The organism is Butyrivibrio sp. CB08, from assembly GCF_003625485.1.
Lineage (GTDB): Bacteria > Bacillota > Clostridia > Lachnospirales > Lachnospiraceae > Butyrivibrio.
Genome location: NZ_RAIR01000002.1, coordinates 149,928 through 167,022, shown reverse-complemented (window position 1 = coordinate 167,022; position 17,095 = coordinate 149,928). Strand labels below are relative to the sequence as shown.

10 protein-coding genes are annotated in these 17,095 nt (G+C 45.6%); all 10 read left to right on the top strand.

Annotated elements, in window-relative coordinates; all coding sequences use genetic code 11:
* Positions 1–76: 76 nt before the first annotated feature.
* The 10 genes from D6855_RS04310 (at position 77) to rpoD (ending at position 17,093) form a co-directional block, all read left to right on the top strand.
* Positions 77–2,131: a sensor domain-containing diguanylate cyclase gene (locus D6855_RS04310; RefSeq protein WP_120738429.1), complete on the top strand. Its 2,055-nt coding sequence runs from the start codon at positions 77–79 to the stop codon at positions 2,129–2,131.
* Between the two features lie 11 nt (positions 2,132–2,142).
* Positions 2,143–4,206, top strand: a complete 2,064-nt coding sequence (locus D6855_RS04305) for a hybrid sensor histidine kinase/response regulator (protein WP_120738426.1) — start codon at positions 2,143–2,145, stop codon at positions 4,204–4,206.
* Positions 4,203–7,622, top strand: a complete 3,420-nt coding sequence (locus tag D6855_RS04300) for a DegV family protein (RefSeq protein WP_120738424.1) — start codon at positions 4,203–4,205, stop codon at positions 7,620–7,622. Before D6855_RS04305 ends, D6855_RS04300 begins: the two co-directional genes overlap by 4 nt.
* Before the next feature lie 83 nt (positions 7,623–7,705).
* Positions 7,706–10,951 (top strand): carbamoyl-phosphate synthase large subunit, encoded by a 3,246-nt coding sequence (gene carB / locus D6855_RS04295; RefSeq protein WP_120738422.1) that lies wholly within the window; start codon positions 7,706–7,708, stop codon positions 10,949–10,951.
* 37 nt (positions 10,952–10,988) lie between these two features.
* Entirely contained in the window at positions 10,989–11,453 is a 465-nt protein-coding gene (locus D6855_RS04290; protein ID WP_120738420.1) for a hypothetical protein, read from the top strand.
* 12 nt (positions 11,454–11,465) lie between these two features.
* Complete coding sequence (locus D6855_RS04285) at positions 11,466–12,143, top strand: DUF6465 family protein (protein ID WP_120738418.1); 678 nt, start codon at positions 11,466–11,468, stop codon at positions 12,141–12,143.
* Between the two features lie 80 nt (positions 12,144–12,223).
* The gene (locus D6855_RS04280; protein ID WP_243111806.1) at positions 12,224–12,457 is read left to right on the top strand and encodes a hypothetical protein; all 234 of its coding nucleotides are present in this window, start codon (positions 12,224–12,226) and stop codon (positions 12,455–12,457) included.
* A gap of 100 nt (positions 12,458–12,557) precedes the next feature.
* Positions 12,558–13,568, top strand: coding sequence for a deoxyguanosinetriphosphate triphosphohydrolase (locus D6855_RS04275; RefSeq protein ID WP_120738414.1), 1,011 nt, complete (start codon positions 12,558–12,560; stop codon positions 13,566–13,568).
* Positions 13,569–13,592: 24 nt separating this feature from the next.
* Positions 13,593–15,371 carry a DNA primase gene (gene dnaG, locus D6855_RS04270; protein WP_120738412.1) on the top strand — a complete coding sequence of 593 codons (1,779 nt, stop codon included), beginning with the start codon at positions 13,593–13,595 and terminating at the stop codon, positions 15,369–15,371.
* A 513-nt stretch (positions 15,372–15,884) separates the two neighbouring features.
* Complete coding sequence (gene rpoD, locus D6855_RS04265; protein ID WP_120739143.1) at positions 15,885–17,093, top strand: RNA polymerase sigma factor RpoD; 1,209 nt, start codon at positions 15,885–15,887, stop codon at positions 17,091–17,093.
* The last annotated feature ends 2 nt before the right edge of the window (positions 17,094–17,095 follow it).

Below are 17,095 nucleotides of genomic sequence, written 5' to 3'. Positions count from 1 at the left end.
TACCGACTGTTTCGCCCATACATGATAGAATTAATGTGTATTATTATACGCATTTGCCTGTTTGAGGTAATGGGCCATGAAGGACAGCAAGAAGACCATCAGTACAATAGTATATTACAACCTGATCTTTGCAGGTGTGGTTATTGTGGTGTTTTTCTACGCACTTTTCTTTACTGATGTCTTTAACAAGGACTATAAAGATCATCTTCGGAGCTTTTCCGGAAGCTGGAGAGATTCTTCGGGTAATACCTACGTTGTCGATGAAATAGAGGTTAAGGAGTTTGGGGGCAGTGCTACCCTGGCAAACACTTTGCCCACGAGACTTTCTGATGACGATTGTCTATGCTTCTTATCCAGTAATACCAATATCAAGGTCTACCTTGATGCAGAGGTTGTCTACAGCTATGACGCAAAAGAGAACCTGACAGGAATGGGGTATGGCACAGTTTGTCATACTGTAGGTCTTTCGAAAAAGCACGCAGGAAAGAGCATAATCATTGAATACAGCAGGGTCAGCATAAAGGCTACTGCTGGCGAGATTTTCAATGTCTATGTGGGACCTGCTTCTGACTATATTCATATGATGGTAAGGAAGGATGCTATTAGCATTATCCTTACACTTCTTATCATATTCTTTGGATTTGCCATCGTCCTTATCTGGGCTGGCATATCTGATAAAAAGAACATTCCACTTGATATTCTGGACCTTGGCGTTGGGGCAGGTCTGTTTGGCATGTGGCTTCTTGCCGGAATGCCAGTTGCGCAGGCAGTTACAGGTACTGTCTTTTTCTGGCGAGTCCTTAACAGGCTCCTTATCATGCTGCTTGTCTATCCCTTTGTCAGATTCTTTAATTCCACCACCAGACAAAAGAAAAAGATATATGAGTATATTGCGTTTCTGGCAACCATCACTGTGATGATCATGATCGTGGGCCTTCGTTATTATGCGGAAGTAGATATGGTGGACAGCTATGTTCCCTTTGAGCTTGCTTCTGTGGCAGTAATGGTCATCCTGTTGGTAGCTCTTATCATCGATAATTACCGCTACTGCAAGAGAGAATCAATACCTATAAAGCTGAACGGAATATATGTTGCCCTTATTGAAATGGCTGTGTGCAGTGTCATAGAAGTAATAATCTATTTCTTCCATCTCTGGCAGCATCACTTTGGCAATTTCATCAGGATCGGTATGGTACTGTTTATCACCACAGTTATGGCACAATTCGTCAACTGGTGGATGAGGGATCAGGCAGCCATCGACAGAGACCGCTTTATCAACAGGTCTATTCAGGTCGCCATGGCCACCAGTAATCCATCTGACAGTATCCGCGTTCTTCTTGAGTATATTGCAAAAGAGCTTAGAGCCAGCCGTGCTTTTATCTATGAAGATAAGGGTGATGGCAAATTCAGACCTTCCTACGAATGGTTTGCGGAAGGTCTTGATCCTCTGCCTAAGGACGGGCTTGTTTTGAATCAGGAAAGCTGCGAAAAAGAGTTCCTTGAAAAGATGAGTGATAAACCTGGCCTTAATGCTTATGGAGCAATAAAATCCGGAAGCACTGTCATAGGCTTCCTTGGTGTGAACAACGTGGCTCAGGAGCGCTCAAGAAGCCTTAATGAGATCGTAAACATCATGACCTACTTCTTTGCCCAGTTTATTGGTCAGCGAAAAGAGCAGGAGAGAATGCTCTTTTACAGCTACCATGATCCTGTATCAGGAGCAAGGAACAGAAGCGCTCTTTCTGAGTTTGCTGAAAAGAAGATGGACTATGGCCAGCCATTCGGATATGTGGTCTGTGAAGTCGCAGGCCTTCGTGAGATAAATGACAACCTTCGCCATGAAAACACTGAGCAGATCCTTAAGAATACTGCAAGGTGTCTTATGGATGCCTTTGGAGATGACAATGTATATGCGGTTTCCGGAGAAGAGTTCGTCTGCTTTGGATTTGAAAATGATGAGTACTATTTTATCAATGACGTAGAAAGGGCTAAGAGGCTCTTTAAGGAAAGAGGCTGCAGGACCTTTATTGGTGCATCCTACTGCGCCAACGGAACCTCAGATATCATGAACGTCATAAGGTACACAAGAGAACTTCTGGCTAAGGACAGAGAAAGTCAGCGCGGGCAGTAAAGGAGCAGGAAGTGGGAGATAACTCACAAAAGACCATTAAAATTCATAATACCGTAGTAGCTGTCATTACCATTGCTGGTATCGGGGCCGTCGCTGAGAGTGTATCTCAGAGATGGGAATTCTGGGTGCCACCACTTATTCTGATCGGCATTATCTCTGCCTGGTGGATACATGTTACCCAGAAGGGTACTGCAAGGATAAGAGAGGACTACTACCTGATATTCTCCATGGTCATCGCATTCTATCATGGCGCCCACAGGAGCAGCTTTTTTGACATCTTTGTTATCGCAGCTTTACTGATGGCAGTCTCCGCCCTGATCCTGAGGGTTGATTTCCTGCGTCTTATCATGCTGGAATTCATGATACTTATGGTGATGCACATAGGAATGGCCACATCTTCGGATGAATATGTCTTTGACTCCATGACAATCTCAAGGGTTGCTCTTCATATAGTTGCTCTCATATGCCTGTACATTGTCCTTAAGGCTATTGTGGATAAGATCCAGGACAGTGAAAGCACTGTAGAAAAACTCGAAAAGACCATAGAGTCCAATGACAACGATATGGAGGACTTCCTGGTTAACTTATCCCATGAGCTCAGGACCCCTATCAACGTAATAAATGGTCTTACAGACCTGATCCTTAAAAGAGAAAAAAGAGAAGACATAAAGACCATCAAAAACGCAGGAGTAAGGATCTCCCACCAGATCGAGGATATCCAGGACTACAGTGAGATTCAGAGGCAGAACGTCATTGTTGAGAACGAGAGATATATGATCACATCTCTTTTAAATGACATCCTGATGAACTACAGTCTCATGAGAAGTCAGTCTCCGCTGGACTTTGTGGTGGACCTTGACCCTGAAGTCCCGGCGGTTATGAAAGGTGACATGAAAAAGATCCACAAGATCATAAGTCACCTTCTTGATAATGCCTTTAAATTCACGAGGAAAGGTGGAGCCTGCCTTAGGATCACATCCTTTAAGAAGGACTACGGAGTTAACCTGATCATAGAGGTTTCTGATACCGGTGTAGGTATGACCCAGAGGGATATTAACAGGATATCCAGAGGTATGTATAAAGCGGACAGAAAGAGAGATAAGAGCACCGGAGGTGTAGGACTTGGTCTTTCAGTAGTCCTTGGTCTTGTCCGCAGTATGGACGGATTTGTAAAGATAGAAAGCCAGAAAAACCTTGGCACAACAGTCAGGATCAGTATCTTCCAGGAAGTTATTGATTCTTCGCCATGCATGGCCTTAAATACCGACAGGTTTGTAAATGTGGTGATATATAACTGGCTGGATAGATTCCAGAATCCGATCCTTGCGGGTATGTACAAGAACATGTCTGAAAACCTTGCAAAGGGTCTTCGCCACAACCTGTTCTTTGCAGCTACCTTTGATGAGTTCAAAAAGCTTATTGCAAGAGGCGACATAACTCACGTATATATGGGGGACAGAGAGTACCTGCATGATAAGTCCTTCTTTGAAAATGAACTTGATAAGAACATCGTTTTTGCTGTAACTGTTGACAATGATTTTATTCCTGATAAGGACTCAAGAGGCATCGTTCTTAGAAAGCCTGTATATGGAATGTCTCTTGTGCAGGTGCTCAATGGCACCTCCAAGAACACTGTTGTCTCTTTTGAAGAAGATATCCAAAAACCTGACCTTACTGGAATCAGGGCTCTTGTCGTGGACGATGAGCCAATGAATCTTGTAGTTGCAACAGGTCTTTTCAAGGAATATAACATGTCCATCGACACTGCAGACAGCGGTATCGAGGCTATAGACAAGTTTACAAGAAACAGCTACGACGTCATCTTCATGGATCATATGATGCCACAGATGGATGGCGTTGAAGCCATGAAGAGAATTAAGAGCATCGCAGAAAGAGATAACCGCAGAGTCAGTCTTGTGGCTCTTACAGCCAATGCTGTCAGCGGTGCAAAAGAGATGTTCATAAAAGAGGGCTTTGATGGCTTTATCTCTAAGCCTATCAGCATCGGAGATTTCGAAAGAGTTATGCAGCGCATAATCTCTGAAGGAAAAGCAGGAAGGGGAGGTGTACAATGATTGCCAAATTGTTTAAAAGCACCATAGAACGCCTTAAAGACCCTTCACGAAGCTTCAGGGAACGTGTCTTTATATTGCTTACTCTTATTACTGTATTTTTCGTAGCACTGGCCCTTATAGGCGATATTATCTGCGGCGAGAACATTGTTGAGATCATTGTTCTGGCATTTACGGTTGTTTCTGCGCCTATAATGACTGCCATCGCCATAAAAAAGAACAGGGTAACTGTCGCTATCCGCATAGCGGTAGTTGGAATCCTGCTTGTTCAGCTTCCTGCTGCATTCTACTACGGCGGAGGAATAAGAGGCGGCGGAGCTATCTGGATCATCTTTGCATTTCTATATACCGGACTTGTTGTAGGCGCAAGATGGAAGCCTGTAATGCTTATCATATTAACTGCCGAGACTATCGGATTTTATCTTGACGGATATTTCCACCCTGAACGTGTAGTGCATCACTCTGAGCGAATGTACTACATTGATTCTGTCATATCCATTATCCTTGTTGGCATCATCTGCTGCGCCATGGTCTGGTTTGTGGAGTGGCTCTTTAGAGCTGAGAACAAGAGGGCCAGAGAGGAGACCCTTAAATTCGAGGAGCTCAATAAATCGCAGAACAGATTCTTTTCCAGCATGAGCCATGAGATCAGGACTCCTATTAACTCCATTCTTGGCCTTAATGAGATCATCCTTCGTCAGGAAGATGCTTCAGATGAGATCATCAAGGATGCAGGAAATATCCAGGGTGCAGGCAAGATGCTTCTGTCCCTTGTTAACGATATCCTGGATCTGTCCAAGATCGAAGCTGGCAAGATGGATATCATTCCTGTCAATTACAGCGTGGCCACGCTTGTTTCTGAGATCGTAAACATGATCTGGCTAAGAGCCGAGCAAAAGGGCCTGGAGTTTAAGGTTGAGATTGACCCTGCGATCCCTCAGGAGCTTTTTGGCGATGAGATGCGTATCAAGCAGATATTGGTAAATCTCCTTAACAACGCTGTCAAATACACCAAGGAGGGTACAGTGACCCTTCATATCGAAGAGGAAGACATCAGAGATGATTCCGTACATATCCTGTTCTCTGTTTCTGATACGGGTATGGGAATCAAGCAGGATGCGCTGCCTTATCTTTTCAATGCCTTCGAGAGATTTGATGAGGACAAGACTATCAAGATCGAGGGAACTGGCCTTGGCCTTTCCATCGTTAAGCAGCTGGTGGACCTCATGGGCGGCGATATCACAGTAAGCAGTGTCTACACACAGGGTTCAACCTTTACCGTATCCCTCTGGCAGAAGGTTTCAAACCCTATGGCTGTTGGAGATATAGACCTTACCAATTACGGAAGCGTGACAAACGGCCGAAGATACGAGGCGAGCTTTACTGCTCCGGAAGCCAGGATACTTATTGTCGATGACAATGAGATGAACCTGGAAGTAGAAAAGAAGCTCCTTCTTGGAACTAAGATGGCCATAGATACTGCAGACAGCGGCGAAGAAGCCCTTGTTATGACCACCAATAACCGCTACGACATTATCCTTATGGATCACCTGATGCCTGGTATGAGCGGCATTGAGTGTATGCAGAGGATCAGAAAGCAGGCTGGCGGCAGAAATAACCACGTGCCGATCATCGTTCTTACAGCCAATGCCGGAAGTGAGAACAGAGAGCTCTATTCTTCAAGCGGTTTTGACGGATATCTTGTTAAACCTGTTTCAGGGCAGCAGCTTGAGGAGACGCTTTTAGCACATCTTCCTGAGGCAGTGCTTTTGCGTTCTGAAGGCACAGAGGCCCTTAGAGCACAGATGAACACTTCCCGCGGATACAGCAGAAAGGTGCCTATTGTTATTACCATCAACAGTATGTGCGACCTTCCTGAGAATATCCTTCGTAACCTTCAGATCGATACAATAGCCTTCAAGGTCCTTGCTGACGGCAGGGAGTATTTTGATGGAATCGAAGCTGACGCTGACGAGGTTCTTCGTTACATGAGCGAGGGAAAAGAGTTCGCGTCTGCACCACCATCTGTCACAGAGTTTGAGCAGTTCTTTGAAAAAGAGCTTAAGAAGGCCCATCAGGTCATTCATATCACCTTGTCATCCCAGGTCAGCAAGGAGTATGAACATGCCAAGGAGGCAGCCAAGGCCTATGGCAATGTATATGTCTATGACTCTGGACTTAACTCAAGCTCCATGGGAATCATGGCTCTTTTGGCATACCACATGTCAAACCAGGGCCTTACTCCAGGAAACATCATAGGAGAGCTTAACAATATCAAGAAGTATGTACACTGCAGTTTTGTGTCTGCAGATACCGGAGTCCTCTTCAGGAGAGGATTTGTAGGAAAGGGACTTTATGGATTCATGGAGTCCATAGGAATGATGCCATTCATGCTGGTTAAGGACAATACCTTCAGAATGGACAGAGCTCACTTTGGAGATACCTGGAGAGGTTATGAAAAGTACATCGACTACGCCCTTCCAAAGATGGCAAAGCCAAACCTGGATTTCGTATTTATAACCTATTCGGATGTTTCTGAGGATACCCTTGAAAGAATTGAGGACAGGGTCCTTTCAAGATTCCCGTTTAAGAAGGTTATATTCCAGAAAGCCTGCGCAGCAATGTCACTTAGCTGCGGCCCTGGAGCCTTTGGAATCATGTATATGGATGAGACTGAGCACCCATATAACCTTGAAAAGCTAATTTCATATGATGAAGATGTTCCTTCCTTTGTACCTGACTCTGAGCCTGACAGAACGACTAAGCCAGAGCCTGTTGTCAAAGAAAAAGAGTGGTTTGCAGGCATAGAGGGTCTGGATAAAGAGATAGCAATAGAAAACAGCGGCTCTGAAGAGGCGTTCTTAACTGTGCTGTCCATTTTCTACAACTCAATAGAGCAGAAGGCAAAAGAGCTGTCTGATTACTTTGATAAGGGCGACTACGAAAGCTACACCATAAAAGCTCATGCTCTTAAGAGCGCTGCCCGTCTGGTTGGCGCCATGCAACTGTCCAAGAACGCTGAGGACATGGAGATGGCTGGTAAAGACGGTAAGACCTCCTATGTTCAGAAGAATCACCAGAACCTTTTGGATGAGCTTCTTTCCTTCAAGGAGCCACTTAAGAAGTACTTTGATGAAAACCCTGTGGGAGGCGAAAGCTCTTTTGCCGAAGAAGAACAACATGAGGCGCCTTCTGCTGTGCCCAGCCAGGACCTTGGGGAGATCCTTGTAAAGAGCATGTATACCGCACTGGAAGCGGGAGCTAAGGAGAAGAACAAGGAGTTCTTAGAGAATACCTTTAAGGAGATGGCGGACTATACGTTTTCTGAGGAACATACAAACACCATTGCGAAATTAAAAGATGCCTTTGCTGCAGGTGATTATGAGGAGATGGAAAAAATACTAAAAGAGATTAATTAAAATCAAGGTATTTCTACTTGTCTTTGTGCCGATTGAATAATAGAATTGTAGGGATGGAAAAAGATTAATCGGGGAGGATCAAAATGGCACAGAGAACAGACATACACAAAGTACTCATAATCGGTTCAGGGCCTATCGTTATCGGACAGGCTTGTGAATTTGATTATTCAGGAACACAGGCATGCAAGGCCCTTCGTAGCCTTGGATATGAAATAGTTTTGGTTAATTCCAATCCGGCAACTATCATGACTGATCCGGAGATGGCTGACAAGACTTATATTGAGCCGCTTAATGTTGAGCGCGTTGCGGCTGTTATTGAAAAAGAAAGACCAGATGCATTACTGCCTAATTTGGGTGGACAATCTGGTCTTAATTTGTGCTCTGAGCTATATAAGGCAGGAGTCCTCGATAAATATAACGTAAAGGTAATTGGTGTTCAGGTTGACGCCATTGAGCGTGGTGAAGACAGAACTGAGTTCAAGAAGACCATGGACATGCTGGGAATCGAGATGGCAAGGTCCAAGGCATGCTACAGCATAGAGGAAGCTTTAGCTGAGGCTGACGAACTTGGTTATCCTGTAGTTCTTCGTCCTGCATACACCATGGGCGGCGCTGGCGGCGGACTTGTTTACAACAAGGAAGAGCTCCAGACAGTCTGCGCAAGAGGTCTTGCAGCTTCTATCATTCACCAGGTTCTTGTAGAGGAGTCAATCCTTGGCTGGGAAGAGCTTGAGCTTGAGGTTGTAAGAGACAAGGACAACAATATGATCACCGTATGCTTTATCGAGAACGTTGACCCTGTTGGTGTTCACACAGGTGATTCCTTCTGTACAGCTCCTATGCTGACAATATCAGAGGACCTTCAGCAGGAACTTCAGCGCCAGGCTTACAAGATTGTTGAGCACATCGGTGTTATCGGTGGAACCAACGTACAGTTCGCTCACGACCCCAAGACCGGCAGAATAGTTGTTATTGAGATCAATCCACGTACTTCCCGTTCATCAGCCCTTGCAAGTAAGGCAACAGGCTTCCCTATCGCCCTTGTTTCAGCCAAGCTGGCAACTGGACTTACACTTTCAGAACTTCCTGATTCCAAGTTTGGAACTCTTGATAAATACGTACCTAACGGAGACTACGTTGTTGTTAAGTTTGCCCGCTGGGCATTTGAGAAGTTCCACGGCGTTGAGGACAAGCTTGGAACCCAGATGAGAGCCGTTGGCGAAGTAATGTCAATTGGTAAGAACTTCAAGGAAGCTTTCCAGAAGGCTATAAGATCCTTAGAGAAGGGCAGATACGGACTTGGCAACGTGGCTAAGTACGAGCAGATGGAAAAGAGTGAGCTCCTTCGTATGCTCAAGGATGCTTCCTCTGAGAGATACTTCCTCATTTATGAAGCGCTCAAGAAGGGCGTTACTGTAGATGAGCTCTTTGAGATCACCAAGGTTAAGCACTATTTCCTTAACGAGATCAAGGACCTTGTAGAAGAGGAAAAAGAGCTTGTAGAGAGCTTTAAGGGATCAGTTCCTTCTGAGGCAGCTCTTATAAAGGCCAAGGAAGATGGATTTGCAGATAAGTATCTTTCTCAGATCCTTGAAGTATCTGAGGATGATATCAGAAATACAAGAGAAAAAGCAGGACTTTCAGAGGAGTGGGACGGCGTTCACGTTTATGGTACTGACGGCGCAGCTTACTACTACTCAACTTATAAGAGAGGTGCTAATCTCGAGAATCCTAAGGACATGGGAACTGGAGATTCCAAGAAGATCATGATCCTTGGCGGTGGTCCTAACAGAATTGGACAGGGTATCGAGTTTGACTACTGCTGCGTACATGCAGCCCTTGCCCTTAAGAAGCTTGGTTTTGAGACCATTATTGTAAACTGCAACCCTGAGACAGTTTCAACTGACTACGATACATCAGATACACTTTACTTTGAGCCACTTACTCTTGAGGATGTTCTCCAGATCTACAAGAAGGAGAAGCCCGTTGGAGTAATCGCTCAGTTCGGAGGACAGACACCTCTTAACCTTGCAGCCAAGCTCAAGGAAGAGGGCGTAAATATCCTTGGAACAACACCAGAAGTTATCGATCTTGCTGAGGACAGAGACCAGTTCCGCATGATGATGCAAAAGCTCGGTATCCCAATGGCTGAGTCAGGAATGGCATCAGACGTTGAGACAGCAAAAGAGATTGCGGCTAAGATCGGATATCCTGTAATGGTTCGTCCATCCTTCGTCCTTGGCGGAAGAGGAATGGAGATCGTAAGGGATGAGGAGAGCATGGAAGGCTACATGAAGGCAGCTGTTGGTGTAACACCTGACAGACCTATCCTCATTGACAGATTCCTTCACAATGCCCTTGAGTGCGAGGCAGATGCCATAAGCGATGGCAAGCAGGCTTTCGTTCCTGCAGTTATGGAGCACATCGAGCTTGCTGGTATCCACTCCGGAGATTCAGCATGTATCATTCCTTCCAAGCACATTTCTGACAAGCACCTTAAGACTATTGAGGAGTACACAAGAAAGATCGCTGTTGAGATGAACGTTGTAGGTCTTATGAACATGCAGTACGCCATCGAGGATGACACTGTATATGTTCTTGAGGCTAACCCAAGAGCATCCAGAACAGTACCTCTTGTTTCCAAGGTTTGTGGAATCAAGATGGTTCCAGTTGCTACAGATATCATCACTTCCCAGATAACAGGAAGACCTTCACCGGTACAGGATCTTATCGACAGTAAGAGCAAGGATGAGCCAGCTTACTACGGAGTAAAAGAGGCTGTATTCCCATTCAATATGTTCCCTGAGGTTGACCCTGTTCTCGGACCTGAGATGCGCTCAACTGGTGAGGTTCTTGGTCTTGCAAGAACTCCTGGTGAAGCATTCTTTAAGGCTGAGGAGGCAGCAAACGCAGCACTTCCATTAGAGGGAGCAGTACTTATTTCACTGAATTCAGAGGACAAGCCAGAGGCAGCAGATCTTGCAAGAGCTTTCGCAGACGAGGGCTTTAAGATCTACGCAACAGGCAAGACCTTTGAGAACATAGTAGAAGCAGGCATCGACGCAGTAAGGATCATGAAGAACTACGAGGGCGGAAGACCTAACGTAGAGGATGTTATCAAGAACGGCGATGTACAGCTTGTTGTTAACACACCAATTGGAAAGGGCGCTGAGCATGATGACGGATACCTTCGCCGCGCAGCAATAAAGGCCCGCATTCCATATATCACCACAGTGGCAGCAGCCAAGGCAGCAGCAGAGGGTATCACTGAAGTTAAGGCCAAGGGCTGTGGACACATCAAATCTCTTCAGGAGTACCACCAGAAGTAATAGGTGATATAATTATTCTTTAGAGGGGGTGCATGTTATGAGTGATGTAGAAAATAAAGAAGTTAAGGCTCCTGAGCCTGTTGCACAGAGTGCTGAGGTACCTGCAGCAGCTATGGCAGACGATAAGATGATGGCAGAGCTCAATAAGTATAGCAGGAAGCAGCTCTTTTGGCAGAGGATCGCTTCTCTTGCGGTTCTTGGAATATTTGCTGTTATCCTTATAGCAGCGCTTGTGGTTGTTCCCAGGGTTCTTGTCACACTTTACAATGTGAACCAGGTTTTATCTGACGCCACAGACTCACTGGAGCAGATAAATGGCATGGTATCTGAGATGACCACCGCCAGCAAGAATCTCAATGAGCTTGTTAATGAAAATGCCGGACCACTTACAGAGGCGGTCAAGAACATGTCAAATGTTGATTTTGATGGTCTTAACAAGGCTATAACTGATCTTCAGGATACAGTTGGCCCAATGGCTAATTTTTTCAATAGGTTTAGGTGAGAGGTGAATAACATGGCAAAAAAGGATACTTCTGAAAGATTAAAGGAACTGGCCAAGGAAGCTCTTGAAGCGGCTGAGCCAATGATCGACAGCGCAAGGAAGGCAGCTGAACCAATCGTAAGAGACGTTAAGGTGGCAGCAAGTCCCTATGTCAAGAAGGCAGAGCCCTATATTGAGGACCTTAAGAGCAAGACTGATCCTATAGTTAATGAGCTTAAGAACATGGCAGAGCCTGTTACCCAGGATATCAAAACCAAGGCTGAGGCTGAGCTCAATGATCTTAAAGGCAGAACTGAGCCTATGGTAGAGGATGCTAAGCTTAAAGCTGAACCCTATATCGAGCAGATCATGACCAAGGCAGACCCTGTTATCAAGAAGGTAAAAGAGAAGACTTCTCCTGCAGCCAAGGCAGCTAAAAAGCAGGCAGGCAAGGCTACGGAAGCTGCAAACAGGATGAAAAACACTCTGGAAGCCAGCGCTTCAAAGAGAAAGGTCAAGGAAGAGGTCTATGTCCAGTACAATCACCATGAGGTAAGGGCAAGGGATATCATTGACAGAGCCAAGGCTGATTATGTGAGCAAAGGCCATCATGAAAAAGAGATAAAGGAGATCCAGGTTTACATCAAACCTTCAGATAATGCGGCTTACTACGTTATCAACCACGAAGATACAGGTAAACTTGAATTCTAATAATGGAAATAGAGTTATCAAGCTTTTTTAATCTGACCCACTATGAATATGGAGAGGCTTATTTTGGAAGTCACAAAGGCATGAGATACCGCCTGGCCCGTGAACCACTGGAAAATGTCTTTTTCGTAAAAAAAGAAGACAGAGGCCCAGCGACACTTATGGCTACCGTGTGGCCAGAGCCATACTCCTATGCAAATACTGACAAAGATCTTATGACAAGCGAAAACTTTGAGGTATCCCAGGAGGGGCTTGAAGCAGCTGTAGTCTGGATCAATGAGCAGTATGAGAGCAGGATTTCGGAGTGGAATAAATAATTTAGAAAAATAAAAAAGGAATTTAAAGTCCCATGTCGAATAATACTAGATATGGGACTTTTCTTTTGTCCAAATGTCAAACTGAGAAAGAAGAACAGCATTGAAGATACGTGAGAAACTTGAAGAAAGAGAAACTCAGATCTTAAGTACACATGCTACTCTCAGCATGAATTCCAAGGGTAGGGAAAAAGAAGAAAAACCGTGTGATATCAGGCCTTGTTTTCAGAGAGACCGCGACAGGATCCTTTATTCCAAGTCGTTTAGGAGGCTCAAGGACAAGACCCAGGTTTTTTTGTCGCCTGATGGGGATCATTACAGGACTCGCATGACGCATACCCTTGAAGTTTCACAAAATGCAAGGACTATAGCCAAGGCTCTTCGTTTAAACGAGGACCTGGTGGAAGCCATTGCGCTGGGACATGATCTTGGACACACACCCTTTGGTCACGCAGGCGAGAGGGCGCTTGATGCAGAGTGTCCAGAAGGTTTCAGACACAATGAGCAGTCGCTTCGCATAGTTGAGAGGCTTGAGAACTATGGCAAGGGCCTTAACCTCACCTGGGAAGTAAGGGATGGAATTATCAACCATGAGATGAACCTAAATCCTGGAACCCTTGAGGGCAAGGTTGTGCGACTTTCTGACAAGATCGCCTATATGCATCACGACATGGATGATGCCATAAGGGGCGGTATCATTGCAGAGAGCGATGTTCCGGATTCCATCACTAAGGTTCTTGGACATACCAAGGGCGAGTGGCTTGATGGTTTTATCCACGATATCATCGCCAACAGCATGGACAAGGACGACATCAGGATGTCTGAGGAAGTCTACGAGGCATTTCATGCTCTTAGGAGCTTTATGTTTGAAAGAGTATATACAAACCCTGTAGCTAAGGGGGAGGAGACCAAGGTTGATGATATGATCAAGATCCTTTATCACTATTATCTTGATCACATCGATGTACTTCCTGATTACCTCAAGGAGATGTATGACCTTGGAGAAGCCAGCAGGGAACGCATTGTTTGCGACTATGTGAGCTCTATGACCGACAGATATGCAGTATCCGCATTCCAGGAGGTCTATGTGCCCAAGTCATGGACAGTACTCTAATTCTAATAAAATGGGGAAAACAGCGTGCGCTATTCAGATCAGATCGTAGAAGAAGTCAGATCGCGCAACGACATTGTGGATGTGGTTGGACAGTACGTCCATATCCAGAAAAAGGGAGCCAACTATTTTGGCCTATGCCCTTTCCACAATGAGAAGTCGGGTTCATTTTCCGTATCACCTAGTAAGCAGATGTATTACTGCTTTGGATGCGGAGCCGGCGGCAACGTGATCACTTTTTTGATGAAATATGACAACTTAACATTTTCTGAAGCTCTTAAGGTGCTGGCAGACAGAGCTGGCATCAAGCTCCCGGAAGAGGACAACTCGCCGCAGGCTAAGGCTCTTCGGGATAAAAAGCAGATCCTCTTTGATATCAACAAAGAGGCTGCCAAGTACTACTACGCCAATTTAAGGAGCCGAAATGGCCAGAAGGGTATGGAGTACTTTAAAGAAAGACAGCTTAGTGATGACACCATCAAGCACTTTGGACTTGGATATTCCAATATTAGTCCTGACGATATGGTGGTGCATCTTAAGAAGCTTGGCTATGATGACTCACAGATAATCGAGGCGGGACTTGCTTCCTTTGATGAGAAGCGTGGAACCCACGACAAGTTCTGGAACAGAGTCATGTTTCCTATAATGGATGCCACAGGCAAGGTTATTGGCTTTGGCGGAAGAGTTATGGGAGATGGCAAGCCCAAGTACTTAAACTCACCAGAGACGCCTATCTTTGATAAGAGCAGAAACCTATTTGGTCTTAACTATGCCAAGAGCTCAAGGGCAGGCTACATGATAATCTGTGAGGGTTACATGGACGTTATAGCCATGCATCAGGCGGGCTTTGATATGGCAGTTGCCTCTCTTGGAACAGCATTTACGCCGGGACAGGCAATGATCCTTAAGAGATACACTGACACTGTGATCCTGTCCTATGACAGCGATGAAGCCGGAACCAAAGCGGCTCTTCGAGGAATCGGAATACTCAAGGACGCAGGTCTTAAGGGTAAGGTTCTTGACCTTAGGCCCTACAAGGATCCTGATGAGTTCATGAAGGCTGAGGGCAGAGAAGCTTTTGAAGAGCGTATCAAAAACGCAGAGAACACCTTCTTTTTCGAGATAAGGGTCATGGAATCCAGATATGATTTCTCAGATCCCGTATCCAAGACCGAGTTCCAGAGGGAACTTGCAGGAAAGCTCTGCGAGTTTGAAGAGGCTCTTGAGAGGGAGAACTACATCGAGGCAGTTGCAGCAAGATACAACATAGCCATAGATGACCTTCGTAAGCTCGTTTCCGACACTGCAGCAAGAGGCGGCGGAGTCAGACAGGTTGAGAGACCCAAGTCAGGAATAGCAGCTAAAAAGAGTCCTGATGACGGTGCTCGCAAGAACCAGAGACTGCTTCTTACCTGGCTTACAGATGAGCCACAGATATTCCCCAAGGTAACCAAGTGGGTAACACCTGAGGATTTCTCAGATGATTTATATAGAAGTGTCGCAAAGGAATTATTTGCAGGCATGGAGGCTGGTAATTTTTCACCGGCCACAGTTCTTGATCACTTCACGGATGAAGAGGAACACAGGCAGGTTGCTGAGATGTTCAACACCAATCTGGTAGAGATCGAGACCAAAGACCAGAGACGTAAGGCCTTTAGAGATATCATCTATTCGGTCAAGCACTCCGGTTATGAGCGCCAGAAAAAAGAACTGGCACTGGATGACCCTGAGTATCTTATGAAGACTATCCAGGGCAAGAAAGAATTGGAAAAACTATCTCACGCAGATATTTCTCCTGATGACTAGAACTTACATTACTTGAATAAAAAATCTATCTAAATTAGAAAAGGAAAACGTAAAATGGCAACTAAGAAGGATACAGCAAAAGAAACAGAGAAGAAGACTAAGGCAGCTAAGGCTACTAAGGCTGTCAAGGAAGAGGCTAAGAAGGCTCCAGCCAAGAAGGCAACTAAGGCTGAGGCTGCAAAAGAAGAGCCTAAGAAGAAAACAACCAAGAAGGCTGCTGAGAAGGCAGTAGAGGAGAAGCCGGCCAAGAAGACTACCAAGGCAGCTAAAGAGGAGACTAAGGCTCCTGCTAAGAAGGCAACCAAGGCAGCCAAGGAAGAAGTTAAAGAGCCAGCTAAGAAGGCTACCAAGGCTTCCAAGAAGGTTGAGGAAGTAGTAGAGGAGAAGCCAGCCAAGAAGACCCGTGGCAAAGCTAAGGCTGAAGAGGCAGTAGTAGAGGAGAAGCCAGCTAAGAAGACTCGTGGCAAAGCTGCCAAGACAGAAGAAGCTGAAGCTCCAGCTAATGAGGGCGAAATGGATGAGGCTACCAAGGAGCTCTTTTCCCAGAAGATAAAAGATATCCTCACCCTTGCCAAGAAAAAGAAGAACGTTCTTGAGTACGCAGAGATCAGCGATTTCTTTGCTGATATGGGACTTAACGAGGAGCAGCTCGACAATGTCCTTGAAGTACTTGAGAATTCCGGAATAGACGTACTCAGAGTTTCGGATACAGACGATGATATCCCTGATGACGACGATATGGTGCTTACAGATGAGGACGAGGTTGATATGGAGAATATCGACCTGTCAGTTCCTGACGGAATCAGCATCGAGGATCCTGTCAGAATGTACCTCAAGGAGATCGGTAAGGTACCTCTTCTTACAGCTGAGCAGGAGATCGACCTTGCCAAGGCTATGGAGGCAGGTATCGACGCTGAGAAGACTCTTGCAGATGACGAGGGCAAGAACAAGCTCTCAGCTGCCAAGAAGAAAGAGCTTGAGATGATCATCTACGAGGGCAATGAGGCCAAGAAGCGCCTTGCAGAGGCTAACCTTCGTCTCGTTGTAAGTATCGCCAAGAGATATGTCGGAAGAGGAATGCTCTTCCTTGACCTTATCCAGGAAGGTAACCTTGGTCTTATCAAGGCTGTTGAGAAGTTCGATTTCAGAAAGGGATTCAAGTTCTCAACCTACGCTACATGGTGGATCAGACAGGCTATCACAAGAGCTATCGCTGACCAGGCAAGAACTATCCGTATTCCTGTTCACATGGTTGAGACTATCAACAAGCTCATCAGAGTAAGCCGTCAGCTCCTTCAGGAACTTGGCCGTGAGCCACTTCCAGAGGAAGTTGCAAAAGAGATGAACTTGCCAGTTGAGCGTGTAAGAGAGATCCTTAAGATCTCCCAGGAGCCTGTTTCTCTTGAGACACCTATCGGTGAAGAGGAAGACAGCCATCTTGGTGATTTCATTCAGGACGACAACGTTCCTGTACCTGCAGATGCTGCAGCATTCACACTTCTCAAGGAGCAGCTCGTTGAGGTTCTTGATACTCTTACAGAGCGTGAGCAGAAGGTTCTTCGTCTCAGATTTGGTCTTGACGATGGAAGAGCAAGAACCCTTGAAGAAGTTGGTAAGGAATTTAACGTAACCCGTGAGCGTATCAGACAGATCGAGGCTAAGGCACTTCGTAAGCTCCGTCATCCAAGCCGCAGCCGCAAGCTCAAGGATTACCTCGACTGATA